Origin of the sequence: Streptomyces mesophilus (assembly GCF_011044995.1) — a bacterium.
Taxonomy (GTDB): Bacteria; Actinomycetota; Actinomycetes; order Streptomycetales; family Streptomycetaceae; genus Streptomyces; species Streptomyces mesophilus.
On record NZ_JAAKZW010000192.1, the window covers coordinates 1 to 16414 of the forward strand.

General features: G+C 69.5%; 14 protein-coding genes. All 14 read left to right on the forward strand.

Translation table 11 applies throughout. The features are described 5' to 3' along the window. The first annotated feature begins 36 nt into the window (after positions 1-36). The 14 genes from G6045_RS31235 (at position 37) to G6045_RS31300 (ending at position 16246) form a co-directional block, all read left to right on the forward strand. Positions 37-1992, forward strand: coding sequence for a peptidoglycan D,D-transpeptidase FtsI family protein (locus tag G6045_RS31235; protein WP_165335525.1), 1956 nt, complete (start codon positions 37-39; stop codon positions 1990-1992). Between the two features lie 66 nt (positions 1993-2058). After that, a complete protein-coding gene (locus G6045_RS31240; RefSeq protein WP_165335526.1) occupies positions 2059-3747 on the forward strand; it encodes a UDP-N-acetylmuramoyl-L-alanyl-D-glutamate--2,6-diaminopimelate ligase in 1689 nt (562 codons plus the stop codon). Between the two features lie 4 nt (positions 3748-3751). Beyond that, a complete protein-coding gene (locus G6045_RS31245) occupies positions 3752-5146 on the forward strand; it encodes a UDP-N-acetylmuramoyl-tripeptide--D-alanyl-D-alanine ligase (RefSeq protein ID WP_165335527.1) in 1395 nt (464 codons plus the stop codon). After that, entirely contained in the window at positions 5143-6213 is a 1071-nt protein-coding gene (gene mraY / locus G6045_RS31250; protein ID WP_165335528.1) for a phospho-N-acetylmuramoyl-pentapeptide-transferase, read from the forward strand. Before G6045_RS31245 ends, mraY begins: the two co-directional genes overlap by 4 nt. Next, positions 6210-7640, forward strand: coding sequence for a UDP-N-acetylmuramoyl-L-alanine--D-glutamate ligase (gene murD, locus G6045_RS31255; RefSeq protein WP_165335529.1), 1431 nt, complete (start codon positions 6210-6212; stop codon positions 7638-7640). Before mraY ends, murD begins: the two co-directional genes overlap by 4 nt. Before the next feature lie 58 nt (positions 7641-7698). Further along, positions 7699-9042: a putative lipid II flippase FtsW gene (ftsW, locus tag G6045_RS31260; protein WP_165335530.1), complete on the forward strand. Its 1344-nt coding sequence runs from the start codon at positions 7699-7701 to the stop codon at positions 9040-9042. Between the two features lie 6 nt (positions 9043-9048). Beyond that, positions 9049-10143, forward strand: coding sequence for an undecaprenyldiphospho-muramoylpentapeptide beta-N-acetylglucosaminyltransferase (murG, locus tag G6045_RS31265; RefSeq protein ID WP_165335531.1), 1095 nt, complete (start codon positions 9049-9051; stop codon positions 10141-10143). Between the two features lie 52 nt (positions 10144-10195). Further along, on the forward strand, positions 10196-10984 hold the full coding sequence (locus G6045_RS31270) for a cell division protein FtsQ/DivIB (protein WP_165335532.1): 789 nt from the start codon (positions 10196-10198) through the stop codon (positions 10982-10984). A 285-nt stretch (positions 10985-11269) separates the two neighbouring features. Continuing rightward, positions 11270-12481 carry a cell division protein FtsZ gene (ftsZ, locus tag G6045_RS31275; protein WP_165335533.1) on the forward strand — a complete coding sequence of 404 codons (1212 nt, stop codon included), beginning with the start codon at positions 11270-11272 and terminating at the stop codon, positions 12479-12481. Between the two features lie 32 nt (positions 12482-12513). Then, positions 12514-13224, forward strand: a complete 711-nt coding sequence (pgeF, locus tag G6045_RS31280) for a peptidoglycan editing factor PgeF (protein ID WP_165335534.1) — start codon at positions 12514-12516, stop codon at positions 13222-13224. A gap of 6 nt (positions 13225-13230) precedes the next feature. Next, complete coding sequence (locus tag G6045_RS31285; RefSeq protein WP_165335535.1) at positions 13231-13950, forward strand: YggS family pyridoxal phosphate-dependent enzyme; 720 nt, start codon at positions 13231-13233, stop codon at positions 13948-13950. A gap of 124 nt (positions 13951-14074) precedes the next feature. After that, entirely contained in the window at positions 14075-14722 is a 648-nt protein-coding gene (locus tag G6045_RS31290) for a cell division protein SepF (protein WP_165335536.1), read from the forward strand. Between the two features lie 59 nt (positions 14723-14781). Beyond that, positions 14782-15066, forward strand: coding sequence for a YggT family protein (locus G6045_RS31295; RefSeq protein ID WP_165335537.1), 285 nt, complete (start codon positions 14782-14784; stop codon positions 15064-15066). Between the two features lie 55 nt (positions 15067-15121). After that, on the forward strand, positions 15122-16246 hold the full coding sequence (locus G6045_RS31300) for a DivIVA domain-containing protein (RefSeq protein WP_165335538.1): 1125 nt from the start codon (positions 15122-15124) through the stop codon (positions 16244-16246). The last annotated feature ends 168 nt before the right edge of the window (positions 16247-16414 follow it).

Sequence of the window (16414 nt, forward strand, 5' to 3'; positions counted from 1 at the left end):
GCCCGTCGCCCTCCACCACCCCCGGCAGGTGACCTTGTGACCGACCGGCAACCGCCGCGCCGCCGCGTCCCCGGACCGGCGAAGCCCCCGCGCCCCGGCGCCCCGCGCCGGCCGGGACCGGGCGCCAGACCGGCCGCCCGCCGCCCGCAGACCGGGTCGCGCAAGCCCGCACCGGCGCTCATCCGGCTCGGCAGCCCCCGCCCCCGGCTGCGCCTGGTGAGCCTCGGCCTGACCCTGGTGCTGCTCGCCTTCGTCGTACGTCTGGTGCAGGTACAGGCCGTCGACGCCAGCGTCTACGCGTCCAAGGCGGAGCAGAACCGGTACTTCAGCAGCACGCTCGCCGCCACGCGCGGACAGATCACCGACCGCAACGGCTATGAACTCGCGACCAGCGTCGACGCCTACGACATCACCGCGGACCCGAAGATGTTCTCGGAGGAGGCCACCGAGACCAAGGACGCGCCCGAGCAGGCGGCAGCGCTGCTCGCGCCCATCCTGGGCAAGGAGGCGGCCGACCTCGCGGACAAGCTCAAGAACCACAAGAAGCGCTACGCAGTCCTGGCCCGCCGCCAGACCCCCCAGGTCTGGAACCAGATCAAGGACCTGAAGAGCGCGCTCGCCGACAAGAACCCCAAGACCGGCGGCGTCCTGGCCGGGATCTTCCAGGAGCCGAGCAGCAAGCGGCTCTATCCGAACGGCGATCTCGCCGCCGGGATACTGGGCTGGGTCAACGCCGAGGGCAAGGGCGGCGGCGGTGTCGAGTCGCAGCTGGACAAGGACCTCGCGGGCGAGGACGGCATGATCACCTATGCCCAGTCCGGCGGTCGCCGGGTACCGACCGCGGGCAGCAGCGAGACCCCCGCCGTGCCCGGCTCGGACGTGGAGCTCACGCTCGACCGCGACATCCAGTACGTGGCGCAGAAGGCCATCGAGGACCAGGTCTCCAAGTCCAAGGCCGACCGCGGCTACGTCGTCGTCCAGGACACGAAGACCGGCGAGATCCTGGCGCTCGCCAACGCGCCCGGCTTTGACCCCAACGACCTGTCCAAGGCCAGCGTGAAGAACCTCGGCAACCCTGCCCTGCAGGACGCCTACGAGCCCGGTTCGACCAGCAAGCTGATCTCGATGGCCGCCGTGCTCGAGGAGAAGGCCGCCGCACCCGACACCCATGTCACGGTGCCCAACCGTCTGCACCGCGGCGACCGTCTCTTCCGCGACGACATCGACCACGAGACCTGGTACCTCACCCTGAACGGCGTTCTCGCGAAGTCCTCCAACATCGGCACGATCCTCGCGACCCAGCAGCTCGGCAAGACGCAGCCGGACGCCAACAAGGTCCTGTACGACTACCTGCGCAAGTTCGGCATGGGCCAGAAGACCGGCACCGGCTTCCCCGGCGAGACCCCGGGCCTCCTGCACAAGCCCGAGGACTGGTCGACGTCCACGCAGTACACGGTCCCGTTCGGCCAGGGCTATTCACTCAACGCCGTGCAGGCCGTCTCCATGTACTCGACCGTCGCCAACGGCGGGGTCCGCGTGGAGCCTTCTCTCGTACGAGGGAAGAAGGGCCCCGACGGCCGGTTCACGCCCGAGGACGAGCCGAAGAAGACCCGGGTCATCAGCGAGGGCACCGCCAAGACGCTCTCCGAGATGCTGCAGTCCGTGGTCGACGACCCGGAGGGCACCGGCACCAAGGCGCAGATCGACGGCTACCGGGTGGCCGGCAAGACCGGCACCGCGAACCGGGTCGACCCGGAGACCGGCCGCTACAACGGCTACACGTCCTCGTTCGCCGGCTTCGCCCCGGCCGACAAGCCGCGGCTCGCCGTCTACTGCGTCGTACAGAACCCGACCAAGGGCAACTACTTCGGCGGCCAGATCTGCGCCCCCATCTACAAGCAGGTCATGGAGTTCGCCCTGAAGACCCTTCAGGTGGCCCCGTCCGGCGCGAAGGCGCCCGGGCTGCCCGTCACGTTCAAACCGGAGGACTGACCCCGACGAACAGCCGGCAACCCCGCGTACGCAGATCCCCACGAGCACTGAACAGGTACCGCCGCCGTGACAACGATCACCCCGGGCCCCGGGAACCAGGCCGAGCAGCCGCCCGGCCACGCCGCCCCATTTCGCCCCCGGCCACCCGCGCCCGGTACGCTCACCGCCGTGCCACACGCTGATCAGTCCCCCACCACCCGTGAGGGCGGCCCCGTGACCTATCCGGGACCGCCGCGGCCGGAGCGGGTCGCGGCGAGCACCCTCGCCGACCTCGCCGCCGCACTGGGTGTCGACGCCCCCGCCGCCGCCGACGTCACCGGCATCACCCACGACTCCCGTGCGGTACGCCCCGGTGACATCTACGCCGCGCTACCCGGAGCCCGTGTCCACGGCGCGGACTTCGCCGCGCAGGCCGCCGATCTCGGCGCCGTGGCGATCCTCACCGACCCGGCGGGCCTGCCCCGCGCGTCGGCCACCGGCCTGCCGGTCCTGGTCGCGGGTGACCCGCGCGGCCGGATGGGCGAGCTCGCGGCCACGATCTACGGGCGTCCCGGTGAGGACCTGCTGCAGATCGGGATCACCGGTACGTCGGGCAAGACCACGACCGCGTATCTCGTCGAAGGTGGGCTCAAGGCGGCCGGCCGCAACACCGGTCTCATCGGCACGGTCGAGATGCGCATCGGCGACGAGCGCATCAAGTCCGAGCGGACCACGCCCGAAGCGACCGATCTGCAGGCCCTGTTCGCCGTGATGCGCGAGCGCGGCGCCGACTCGGTCGCGATGGAGGTCTCCAGTCACGCCCTGGTGCTCGGGCGCGTGGACGGCTGTGTCTTCGACATCGCCGTCTTCAACAACCTGAGCCCGGAGCACATGGAGTTCCACTCCGACATGGAGGACTACTTCCAGGCGAAGGCGCAGCTCTTCACGCCGAAGCGGTCCAAGCTGGGCATCGTCAACTTCGATGACGAGTACGGCCGCAGGCTCGCCAAGGAGGCGACCGTCCCGGTCGTCACCTTCTCCGCCGAGGGCCACCCGGACGCCGACTGGCATGCCGAGCAGGTCGAAGTCGGCCCGATGGACTCCGCGTTCACGGTGATCGGCCCGAAGGGCGAGCGCATCGCCGCCAAGTCCCCGCTGGCCGGCCCCTTCAACGTGGCGAACACCCTCGCCGCGATCGTCGCCCTTGCCGTCGCGGGCATCGACCCGCAGACCGCCGCCGACGGCATCGCCGCCGTGCCCGGCGTACCGGGCCGCCTGGAGCGGGTCGACGAGGGACAGCCGTATCTCGCCGTGGTCGACTACGCCCACAAGACCGACGCCGTCGAATCGGTCCTGCGCGCCCTGCGCAAGGTCACCGAGGGCAACCTGCACATCGTGCTCGGCTGCGGCGGCGACCGGGACAAGACCAAGCGCGCCCCGATGGGTGCGGCGGCCGCGCGGCTCGCCGACACCGCCGTGCTCACCTCCGACAACCCGCGCTCCGAGGACCCCCTCGCGATCCTCGCCACGATGATCGCGGGCGCCGCCGAGGTGCCCGTGCACGAACGTGGCGACGTGGTCCTGTTCGAGGACCGGGCCGCCGCGATCGCCGCGGTGGTCGCCCGTGCCGAGCCCGGTGACACGGTGCTCGTCGCCGGCAAGGGCCATGAACAGGGCCAGGACATCAACGGGGTGGTACGCCCCTTCGACGACCGAGACGTGCTGCGGACCGCAATCCGGCGCCACCGCGCAGCCGCCCAGAACCCCCGGGGATGAAGCTGTGATCGCCCTCTCCCTCGCCGAGATCGCCACCATCACCGGCGGGCAGCCCCACGACATACCGGACACCGGCCGTGAGGTCACCGGCTCCGTCGTCATCGACTCGCGCAAGGTGGAACCCGGCGGACTCTTCGCCGCGTTCGCCGGCGAGCATGTCGACGGCCATGACTACGCGGACAAGGCCATCGCCTCCGGAGCGGCCGCTGTGCTCGCCACCCGGCCGCTCGGCGTGCCCGCGATCGTGGTCGACGACGTCCAGACCGCGCTCGGCACCCTCGCCCGCACCGTGGTGCAGCGCCTGGGCACCGAGGTCGTCGCGCTCACCGGCTCCGCCGGCAAGACGTCCACCAAGGACCTGATCGCGCAGGTGCTCCAGCACCACGCGCCCACGGTCTGGACGCCCGGCTCCCTCAACAACGAGATCGGTCTGCCGCTCACCGCGCTCACCGCGGACAGCACCACCAGGCACCTCGTCCTGGAGATGGGCGCCCGCGGCATCGGCCATATCCGCTACCTCACGGGTCTGACCCCGCCGAAGATCGGCCTGGTGCTCAACGTCGGCACCGCCCACATCGGCGAGTTCGGCGGCCGCGAGCAGATCGCCCAGGCCAAGGGCGAGTTGGTGGAGGCCCTGCCGGCCGACGGCACGGCGGTCCTCAACGCGGACGATCCGCTCGTACGCGCCATGTCCTCCCGTACGAAGGCGAAGGTGCTCTTCTTCGGAGAGGTGGACGACGCGGACGTACGTGCCGAGAACGTCCGGCTCACCGACCAGGGGCAGCCCGCCTTCACGCTGCACACGCCTACCGGGTGCAGCGAGGTGACCTTGCGCCTGTACGGTGAGCACCACGTGTCGAACGCGCTCGCCGCGGCCGCCGTCGCCCATGACCTGGGTATGTCCGCCGACGAGATCGCGACCGCGCTCTCCGGGGCGGGCAACCTGTCCCGCTGGCGTATGGAGGTCACCGAGCGCGCGGACGGTGTGACCGTCGTCAACGACGCCTACAACGCGAACCCCGAATCCATGCGGGCCGCGCTGCGCGCGCTCGCCGCCATGGCGAAGGGCCGCCGGACGTGGGCGGTGCTCGGCAAGATGGCCGAGCTCGGCGATGAAGCGCTGCCCGAGCACGACGCGGTCGGACGGCTCGCCGTCCGTCTCAACGTGAGCAAGCTCGTCGCGGTCGGGGACAGGGAAGCGTCCTGGCTGCAACTGGGCGCATACAACGAGGGTTCGTGGGGTGAGGAGTCGGTGCACGTGTCCGACGCACAGGCGGCTGTCGACCTGCTGCGCAGCGAGCTGCGCCCGGGAGACGTCGTGCTCGTGAAGGCTTCCAGGTCGGTGGGCCTGGAACAGGTCGCGCTCGCACTGCTCGAGGGTGAGGTCTCCGGCCGATGAGGCAGATTCTCTTCTCCGGTGTCATCGGTCTTTTCCTGACCCTGATCGGCACCCCGCTGCTCATCAAGCTGCTCGCGAAGAAGGGCTACGGGCAGTACATCCGCGACGACGGCCCGCGCGAGCACGCCAGCAAGCGCGGTACGCCGACGATGGGCGGTATCGCCTTCATCCTGGCGACGATCATCGCGTACTTCGCCACGAAGCTGATCACGGGAGCGCCGACCACCTTCTCGGGTCTCCTGGTGCTCTTCCTGATGGCGGGCATGGGCCTCGTCGGCTTCCTCGACGACTACATCAAGATCATCAAGCGGCGTTCGCTGGGGCTTCGGGCCAAGGCGAAGCTGGCCGGTCAGCTGATCGTCGGCATCACCTTCGCGGTGCTCTCCCTGCAGTTCGCGGACGTCCGCGGCAACACCCCCGCGTCCATGAAGATTTCCTTCGTGCAGGACTTCGGCTGGACGATCGGCCCGGTCCTGTTCGTGATCTGGGCGCTGTTCATGATCCTGGCCATGTCGAACGGCGTGAACCTCACCGACGGTCTCGACGGTCTGGCGACCGGCGCCTCGGTGATGGTCTTCGGCGCGTACACCTTCATCGGTGTCTGGCAGTTCCAGGAGTCCTGCGCCAACGCCGGGACGCTCACCAACCCCTCGGCCTGTTTCGAGGTACGTGACCCGCTGGACCTCGCGATCGTCGCCTCCGCCCTGATGGGCGCCTGCTTCGGCTTCCTGTGGTGGAACACCTCGCCCGCCAAGATCTTCATGGGCGACACCGGTTCGCTCGCCCTCGGCGGTGCCCTCGTGGGCCTGGCGATCTGCTCCCGCACCGAGCTGCTTCTCGCCCTGCTCGGCGGCCTCTTCGTCCTGATCACCCTGTCCGTGGTCATCCAGGTCGGTGCGTTCCGCCTCACCGGCAAGCGCGTCTTCAAGATGGCGCCACTGCATCACCACTTCGAACTCAAGGGGTGGTCCGAGATCCTTGTGGTGGTCCGCTTCTGGATCATCCAGGGCATGTGCGTGATCGTCAGTCTCGGTCTCTTCTACGCAGGTTGGGCGAACAACAAGTGACCTCACACGGCGCCTTGGACGTCGAGGGCAAGCACGTCACCGTCGCCGGTCTCGGCGTGAGCGGCATCAGCGCCGCCCGCGCCCTGGCCGGCCTCGGCGCTTCGGTGACCGTGGTGGACGGCGGCTCGGGCGAGCTGCACAAGGAGCGGGCGGCGGCTCTCGAGGCGGACGGTATTTCCGTACGTCTGGGAGATGCCGAGACCTTGCCCGATGCCACCTCACTCGTCGTCACCTCGCCGGGCTGGAAGCCCTCGTCCCCGCTCTTCGCGGCCGCTGCCGAAGCGGGCGTCGACGTCGTGGGCGACGTCGAGATCGCCTGGCTCCTGCGCGGTCCCAACGCGGCCCCCTGGCTCGCGATCACCGGCACCAACGGCAAGACCACCACCACGCAGATGCTCGCCTCGATCCTGCGTGCGGCCGGGCTGCGCACCGCCGCGGTCGGCAACATCGGCACCCCGATCGTCGACGTGGTCCTCGAAGGCGACGACGCGTATGACGTGCTCGCCGTGGAGCTGTCGAGCTACCAGCTGCACTGGGCGCCCTCCCTTCGCGCCCACTCCGCGGCCGTCCTGAACCTCGCGCCCGACCACCTCGACTGGCACGGCTCGATGGAGGCGTACGCCGCCGACAAGGGCCGTATCTACGAGGGCAATCAGATCGCCTGCGTCTACAACGTGGCGGACAAGGCCACCGAGGACCTGGTCGTCGAGGCGGATGTCGACGAGGGCTGCCGCGCGATCGGCTTCACCCTCGGCACCCCGGGCCCCTCCGAACTCGGTGTGGTGGAGGGCCTCCTGGTCGACCGCGCCTTCGTCGAGAACCGGCAGAAGAACGCCCAGGAACTCGCCGAGGTCGCCGACGTCAACCCGCCGGCCCCGCACAACATCGCCAACGCCCTTGCGGCGGCGGCCCTCGCGCGTGCCTACGGCGTCCAGCCCGCTGCCGTACGGGAGGGGCTGCGCGCCTTCCGTCCGGACGCGCACCGCATCTCGCACGTCGAGGACGTGGCAGGGGTGTCCTACGTGGACGACTCCAAGGCGACCAACACCCATGCAGCGGAAGCCTCGTTGGCCGCGTACGAGTCCATCGTCTGGATCGCGGGCGGGCTCGCGAAGGGCGCCACCTTCGACGAACTCGTACAGAAGTCGGCCAAGCGACTCCGTGGCGCCGTCCTCATCGGCGCAGACCGCGCGCTGATCGCCGAAGCGCTTCGGCGACACGCGCCAAACGTCCCGGTCGTCGACCTCGAACGGACCGACACTGGGGCGATGTCCGCGGCGGTCCGCGAGGCAGCGCGCCTCGCGCAGCCGGGGGACACCGTCCTCATGGCGCCGGCCTGCGCGTCGATGGACATGTTCGTGAACTACAACAAGCGCGGTGAGGCCTTCGCGGAAGCGGTCCGCGCCCTGGCCGCCGAGACCGCCTAGCCCTGTCCGAGCAGTCACGCCCGGCGGGGGCGGCGGCGACGACTGGAGGGGACACGAGATGGGTGCGAGCCGTTCCGGCACAGTGCGGCGGCCCTCGTCGGGGCCGCGGCCGCGTATGTCGGGCCCCGGCCGTGCGCCGGGCGCCCTGGGGCAGCTCAGACGGCTCTACGAGCAGGCCAAGCGGGCCTGGGACCGGCCGCTGACCGCGTACTACCTGATCCTCGGCGGCAGTCTGCTGATCACGACCCTCGGGCTCGTGATGGTGTACTCGGCGTCGCAGATCCAGGCGCTCGAGTACTCCCTGTCGCCTTCGTACTTCTTCCGCAAGCAGTTCCTCGCGGCCGTGCTCGGCACGATCCTGCTGATCGTGGCGATGCGGATGCCGGTACGGCTGCATCGCGCCCTCGCGTATCCGATCCTCGTCGGCAGCGTCTTCCTGATGATCCTCGTGCAGGTGCCGGGGATAGGGCATGCGGTCAACGGCAACCAGAACTGGATCTCGCTCGGCGGCCCGTTCCAGCTGCAGCCCAGCGAGTTCGGCAAGCTGGCGCTGGTGCTGTGGGGCGCGGACCTGCTCGCCCGCAAGGGCGACCGGCAGATGCTGACGCAGTGGAAGCACATGCTGGTGCCGCTCGTTCCGGTGACGTTCATGCTGCTCGGCCTGATCATGCTCGGCGGCGACATGGGCACCGCGATCATTCTCACGGCCATCCTCTTCGGCCTGCTCTGGCTCGCGGGAGCACCGACCCGGCTCTTCGGCGGTGTGCTCGCGGTCGCCGGTCTGCTCGGCTTCATCCTGATCAGGACCAGCCCGAACCGTATGGCCCGACTTGCCTGTCTGGGCACCTCTGACGCGGGTCCCGGCGACCAGTGCTGGCAGGCTCTGCACGGAATCTACGCACTCGCCTCAGGCGGATTCTTCGGTTCCGGTCTCGGCGCCAGTGTGGAAAAATGGGGCCAACTGCCCGAACCCCACACGGACTTCATCTTCGCCATCACCGGGGAGGAGCTCGGCCTGGCGGGGACGCTGTCCGTACTCGGTCTCTTCGCGGCTCTAGGCTATGCGGGTATCCGCGTGGCCGGACGCACGGAGGAGCCCTTCGTGAGGTATGCCGCGGGAGGTGTGACCACCTGGATCACGGCCCAGGCCGTGGTCAACATCGGTGCGGTGCTCGGCCTGCTGCCGATCGCCGGTGTCCCGCTCCCGCTGTTCTCCTACGGAGGCTCGGCCCTGCTGCCGACCATGTTCGCGATCGGTCTGCTCATCGCGTTCGCGCGTGATGAACCCGCGGCCCGGGCCGCACTTGCCATGAGGTTGGCAGCCTCTGGTAAGAAGCGGTCTGCGGGGAGATGGAACACGATGCGACGGCGCGCCAAGGCGCGACCGTCCGGAGAGCGGTGAATTTCGGTGCATGTCGTACTCGCCGGTGGGGGGACCGCCGGCCACATCGAGCCCGCGCTCGCCCTCGCGGACGCCCTGCGCAGGCAGGACCCGACCACGGGCATCACGGCCCTGGGCACGGAGCGTGGACTCGAGACCCGGCTCGTACCCGAGCGCGGCTATGAACTCGCGCTGATCCCCGCCGTACCGCTCCCGCGCAAGCCCACCCCCGAACTGCTCACGGTCCCGGGCCGCCTGCGCGGCACCATCAAGGCCGCCGAGCAGATCCTGGAGCGCACCAAGGCCGACGCCGTGTGCGGCTTCGGCGGATACGTGGCGCTGCCCGCGTACTTCGCGGCCAAGCGCCTCGGCGTGCCGATCATCGTGCACGAGGCCAACGCGCGGCCCGGTCTGGCCAACAAGATCGGCTCGCGCTACGCCGCGGCGGTCGCAGTCTCCACGCCGGACAGCAAGCTGCGCGGCTCCCGCTACATCGGCATCCCGCTGCGCCGCACCATCGCGACCCTCGACCGCGCCCGGGTCCGCCCCGAGGCGCGCGCCGCGTTCGGGCTCGACCCCAACTTGCCGACGCTGCTGGTTTCCGGCGGCTCGCAGGGCGCTCGCCGCCTCAACGAGGTCGTCCAGCAGGCGGCCCCGTATCTCCAGCAGGCGGGCATCCAGATCCTGCACGCGGTCGGCCCGAAGAACGAACTGCCGCACGTGCAGCAGATGCCGGGGATGCCCCCGTACATCCCGGTACCGTACGTGGACCGGATGGACCTCGCGTACGCCGCGGCCGACATGATGCTCTGCCGCGCGGGCGCGATGACCGTCGCCGAACTCTCCGCCGTCGGACTTCCGGCCGCCTACGTCCCGCTGCCCATCGGCAACGGCGAACAGCGGCTGAACGCCCAGCCGGTGGTCAAGGCGGGCGGCGGACTCCTCGTCGACGACGCGGAACTGACGCCGGAATGGGTCCAGCACAATGTGCTGCCCGTCCTCGCCGATCCGCACCGGCTGTACGAGATGTCCCGCGCCGCCTCGGAGTTCGGCCGCCGGGACGCCGACGAACTTCTGGTCGGCATGGTGTACGAGGCGATCGCGGCGCGCCACCGGGCGTGAGCACGCGACCGGACGAAGCGGCACGCCACAGGGCGTGAGAAGGCAGGCGAGCGTGGCCGGACCCTCAGCTGTCACCGGAGAACGGCAGCGGCCGAAGGCCCCGGCCCGTCCGCCGCGGCCTTCCCCCGGCCGCCGTCTGCCCTCGCCCCGGCTGCTGCTCGCCGTCGCCGTCCTCGTGACGGTCCTCGGCGGGGGAGCCATCTGGCTGCTTTACGGCTCGGAGTGGCTGCACGTGGAGCGCGTGACGGCCTCGGGGACCCAGGTGCTGACCCCGGATCAGGTGCTCGACGCCGCGTCCGTTCCGGTCGGTGCGCCCCTGATTTCCGTCGACACCGAGGCGATTGAGGACCGGTTGCGGCGACAACTGCCCCGTATCGACTCCGTTGACGCGGTGCGTTCCTGGCCGCACGGAATCGCGCTGAAAGTGACCGAACGCAAGCCGGTTCTGCTCCTCGAAAAGGACGGCAAGTTCGTCGAAGTGGACGCGGAAGGCGTGCGGTTCGCGACCGTCACGAGCGCCCCGAAGAACGTACCGAAGCTGCAATTGACCGCCGACCGCTCACCGAGTCTGCATCGCTTCGGGATCGACCGGCTGCTCGTCGAAGCGGTGGAAGTGGCCCGCGACATCCCGCCCGCGGTGGCCTCCCGTACCCGCACGATGGAAGTGCGTTCATATGACTCCATCTCCCTGGAGTTGAGCGACGGCCGTACCGTCGACTGGGGAAGCGGCGAGAAGGGTGAGTCGAAGGCCGCCGCGTTGACCGCGCTGATGAAAGCGGCTCCGGATGCCGGTCACTTCGATGTGAGTGCCCCCACTTCCCCTGCCGTATCAGGGAGTTGACGCACATAGGTGCTGGCCAGCACCCTGGTTGGTCAGCGCAACGGCTGATCACATAGGGTGAAAAGAAAAACGGGAGGTTCGGCGTGTTCGTTGAACGCGCGCCACTTGTCGACTTAGTGTCCTGTTCGGAAGGGTCAGACAAAGACCAGCAACAGACGCACTGGTAACCCTAAACTTCAGCGTTAGGGTTCGGGTCGGCGCTCGGACCGTCCCAAATTCGGCATCAGTCGTCGCTCGCTCGACCGGCGAGGCGACGCACGTAACTCGAGGCGAGAGGCCTTCGACGTGGCAGCACCGCAGAACTACCTCGCAGTCATCAAAGTCATCGGTGTCGGCGGCGGTGGTGTCAATGCCATCAACCGGATGATCGAGGTCGGTCTCAAGGGTGTCGAGTTCATCGCCATCAACACCGACGCGCAAGCCCTGTTGATGAGCGACGCCGACGTCAAGCTCGACGTCGGCCGTGAACTCACCCGCGGACTCGGCGCCGGCGCCAACCCCGCCGTCGGCCGCAAGGCCGCAGAAGACCACCGCGAGGAGATCGAGGAGGTCCTCAAGGGGGCCGACATGGTCTTCGTCACCGCCGGTGAGGGCGGCGGCACCGGCACCGGCGGCGCACCCGTCGTCGCCAACATCGCCCGCTCGCTCGGCGCCCTCACCATCGGTGTGGTCACCCGGCCGTTCACCTTCGAGGGACGCCGGCGTGCCAACCAGGCGGAGGACGGCATCGCCGAACTCCGCGAAGAGGTCGACACCCTCATCGTCATCCCCAACGACCGCCTGCTGTCCATCTCGGACCGCCAGGTCAGCGTCCTGGACGCGTTCAAGTCCGCGGACCAGGTGCTGCTCTCGGGTGTCCAGGGCATCACCGACCTCATCACCACGCCCGGCCTGATCAACCTCGACTTCGCGGACGTCAAGTCCGTGATGTCCGAGGCGGGTTCGGCGCTCATGGGCATCGGCTCGGCGCGCGGCGACGACCGCGCGGTGGCCGCCGCGGAGATGGCGATCTCCTCGCCGCTCCTGGAGGCGTCCATCGACGGCGCCCGCGGTGTGCTGCTCTCCATCTCCGGTGGCAGCGACCTCGGTCTCTTCGAGATCAACGAGGCCGCCCAGCTGGTGAGCGAGGCCGCGCACCCCGAGGCCAACATCATCTTCGGCGCGGTCATCGACGACGCGCTCGGTGACGAGGTCCGGGTCACGGTCATCGCGGCCGGCTTCGACGGCGGCCAGCCGCCGGCGAAGCGGGACAACGTGATCGGCGCGTCCTCGAGCAAGCGCGAGGAGCCGACCCCGGCACGCACCGAGTCCCGCCCCGCGTTCGGCGGCCTCGGCAGCGTGACCCCGCGCGAGGAGACCTCGGCACCCGAGCCGGTCGCGGAGGCCAAGCCGGCCGACGCCCCGGCCGCGCCGATCGCCCCGCCGCAGGTCCCGCCGGCCCGTCCCTACCAGGACACCCAGGCCGAGGAGCTGGACGTACCGGACTTCCTGAAGTGACACCGGTACCCATAGCGGCACAGCATGATCTCGTGAGCGGCGCCCACTTCGCCTTCACCAACCGGTGGGGCGGGGTGAGCGCCGTTCCGTACGAGCAGCTCAACCTGGGCGGCGCGGTCGGCGACGACCCCGGGTCCGTTCTCCGCAATCGTGAACTCGCGGCGCGGTCCCTGGGATTCGATCCGGACCAGGTCGTCTGGATGAACCAGGTGCACGGCAAGGACGTGGCCGTCGTCGACGGCCCCTGGGATTCCGCCGCGGACATCCCCTCCGTGGACGGGGCGGTGACCGCACGACGGGGCCTGGTCCTCGCGGTCCTCACCGCCGACTGCACCCCCGTACTGCTCGCCGACCCCGCCTCCGGCGTCATCGGCGCCGCGCACGCGGGGCGGCCGGGAATGGTGGCCGGGGTGGTCGCCGCGACCGTCGAGGCGATGGTGAAGCTGGGCGCCGAGCCCGGCCGGATCATCGCCCGCACCGGCCCCGCCGTGTGCGGCCGCTGCTACGAAGTCCCCGCAGACATGCGCGCGGAGGTGGCGGCCGTGGAGCCCGCGGCGTATACGGAGACCAGTTGGGGAACCCCGGCGGTCGACGTCACGGCCGGGGTGCGGGCCCAGTTGGAGCGGCTCGGGGTGGGCGATGTCGCCGAATGCGGCGTGTGCACCCGGGAATCCGCCGATCACTTCTCGTACCGCCGCGACCGTACGACGGGCCGGCTCGCAAGCTATGTCTGGCTGGACTGATACGACATGACCGACCGTAAGGCCGAACTCGCGGCAAACCTCGCAGAGGTGGAGGAGCGGATCGCGGCCGCGTGCGCGGCGGCAGGTCGCGCGCGCGAGGAAGTGACCCTCATCGTGGTCACCAAGACCTTCCCCGCGAGCGATGCCCGTCTGCTGTCCGAACTCGGCGTACGCCATGTCGCGGAGAACAAGGACCAGGACGCGGCGCCCAAAGCGGCCGCCTGCGCGGACCTTCCGCTGCAGTGGCACTTCGTCGGGCAGCTGCAGACCAACAAGGTCCGTTCCGTGGTGGGTTATGCGGATGTCGTGCAGTCGGTGGACCGGGCGAAGCTGGTCACCGCGCTGTCGACGGCGGCGGTGCGCGCCGAACGTGAAGTGGGCTGTCTGATCCAGGTCGCGCTCGACGCCGAAGTGGGCGGGCGAGGGGACCGCGGTGGCGTAGCCCCGGACGGAATCGAGGAGTTGGCGGCGCTTGTCGCGGAATCTCCCGGATTGCGGCTCGACGGACTGATGACCGTCGCTCCGCTCGCAGGACCGTACGCCGGTGAACAACTCGAGGCGTTCAAGCGGCTGATGGATTTGTCGACTGACCTGCGCAGCGCTCATCCGGCTGCGAACATGGTCTCGGCAGGGATGAGCGCGGACCTCGAACAGGCCGTTGCGGCAGGGGCGACACATGTACGCGTCGGCACTGCGGTACTCGGAGTCCGACCCCGGCTCGGGTAACGTCGCCAAGAAGTCGGACCACAGCAGAAAATATGGTGATTCTCGCAGATCAGCGGGGATATCCGGTGGATCGTGGGCACTTGGCGGCGCCGGCGTATCCACCTCAGAGCGGAGGACTCAGAGCATGGCCGGCGCGATGCGCAAGATGGCGGTCTACCTCGGCCTCGTGGAGGACGACGGTTACGACGGCCGGGGCTTCGACCCCGATGACGAGTTCGAACCCGAGCTGGACCCCGAGCCGGAGCGGGACCGCAGGCGGCACGAGCCGTCGCGTGAACTGCACCGGGAGGAACCGGAGCGAAAGGTACAAACTCCCGCACCCCGGGCGCCTATTTCATCCTCGGTCCCGGTCGCGGCCGGGGGTTCGAGTGCGCTTTCGGCTGAAATCGGACGTCCCGCTCGTATTGCCCCCGTGGCATCCATCACACCTGAACGTCAGAGCCTGGAGAAGAACGCACCGGTGATCATGCCCAAGGTTGTGTCCGAGCGGGAGCCGTACCGCATCACGACGTTGCATCCTCGGACCTACAACGAGGCCCGTACCATCGGGGAACACTTCCGTGAAGGCACTCCGGTGATCATGAATCTGACGGAGATGGACGACACGGACGCGAAGCGTCTGGTGGACTTCGCCGCCGGTCTGGTCTTCGGACTGCACGGCAGCATTGAGCGGGTGACGCAGAAGGTGTTCCTGCTGTCTCCTGCTAACGTCGATGTCACGGCGGAGGACAAGGCCCGCATCGCAGAGGGCGGGTTCTTCAACCAGAGCTGAGACGCAGTACCGGCAGAACACGAACAGCACGAGACACAGGGGAGAGGGAAGCGCGAGTCATGAGCGTTGTCTGGAATGTGCTCTATATCGCGTTGACGTTGTTTCTTGTGGTGCTGATCTTCCGGTTGGTCATGGACTACGTCTTCCAGTTCGCCCGCTCATGGCAACCCGGCAAGGCGATGGTGGTCGTTCTGGAGGCCACCTACACTGTCACTGATCCACCGCTCAAGCTTCTGCGGCGGTTCATTCCGCCGCTGCGTCTCGGGGGCGTGGCGCTCGACCTGTCCTTCTTCGTGCTGATGATCATCGTCTACATCCTGATCTCCGTTGTGAGCCGGCTGTGAGCACGATGTCTATTACGGTCTTGCCGAATGCCGACGACTACGTTGAGGTGAAGAGATGCCGTTGACCCCCGAGGACGTGCGGAACAAGCAGTTCACGACTGTCCGCCTCCGAGAAGGCTATGACGAGGACGAGGTTGATGCCTTCCTCGACGAGGTCGAGTCCGAACTGACCCGCCTGCTCCGCGAGAACGAGGACCTGCGCGCCAAGCTGGCCGCAGCGACCCGTGCCGCCGCGCAGAACCAGCAGCAGGGCATGCGCAAGCCCCCGGAGCCCCAGGACCAGCGTGGTCCGGGCGCACCCGTGCCCGCCGGCATATCGGGCCCGCCGCAGCAGATGGGCGGCCCCATGGGCGGTCCGCCGCAGCTGCCGAGCGGTGCCCCGCAGCTTCCGGCCGGTCCCAGCGGACACGGTCCGCAGGGTGGCCACGGCCCGCAGGGTGGACACGGTCCGCAGGGCGGCCACGGTCCGCAGGGCCCCGGCCCGATGCAGGGCGGCCCCATGGGCGGTCCGATGGGCGGCCCCATGGGCAACCACGGTCCGCAGATGCCGCAGCCCGGTCAGGGCCCCGGCGGCGACAGCGCCGCGCGCGTGCTCTCGCTTGCGCAGCAGACCGCCGACCAGGCGATCGCGGAGGCCCGTTCCGAGGCCAACAAGATCGTGGGCGAGGCGCGTTCGCGTGCCGAGGGCCTCGAGCGCGACGCCCGTGCCAAGGCCGACGCCCTGGAGCGGGACGCGCAGGAGAAGCACCGCGTCGCGATGGGCTCCCTGGAGTCCGCCCGCGCCACGCTCGAGCGCAAGGTCGAGGACCTGCGCGGCTTCGAGCGCGAGTACCGCACGCGTCTGAAGTCCTACCTGGAGTCGCAGCTGCGTCAGCTGGAGACCCAGGCCGACGACTCGCTGGCTCCGCCGCGGACCCCGGCGACCGCTTCGCTGCCGCCGTCGCCGTCGATGCAGCCGGCCGGTGCGGGTGCGCCCTCCATGGGCGGCCACACCATGGGCGGTCAGCAGTCGATGGGCGGCCAGCAGTCCATGGCCGGTGCGCCTTCGTACGGTGGCCAGCAGCAGATGTCGCCGGCGATGACCCAGCCGATGGCGCCGGTGCGGCCGCAGGCTCCGCAGCCGATGCAGCAGGCTCCCTCGCCGATGCGCGGGTTCCTGATCGACGAGGACGACAACTGACAGGCTGTACGCGCCTGATGTGCGCGTAGCCGTCGGCGGCTGTTAGGGCCGGGCCCCGGGGATTTCCCCGGGGCCCGGCCCTTTTGTATGTCTGGAGCTGTGCAGGTGTGCGGCGGTACGGATCGCCGAAGCGGTGAGGGCCGTGGATCCACCGGATCGGGTGGCGGC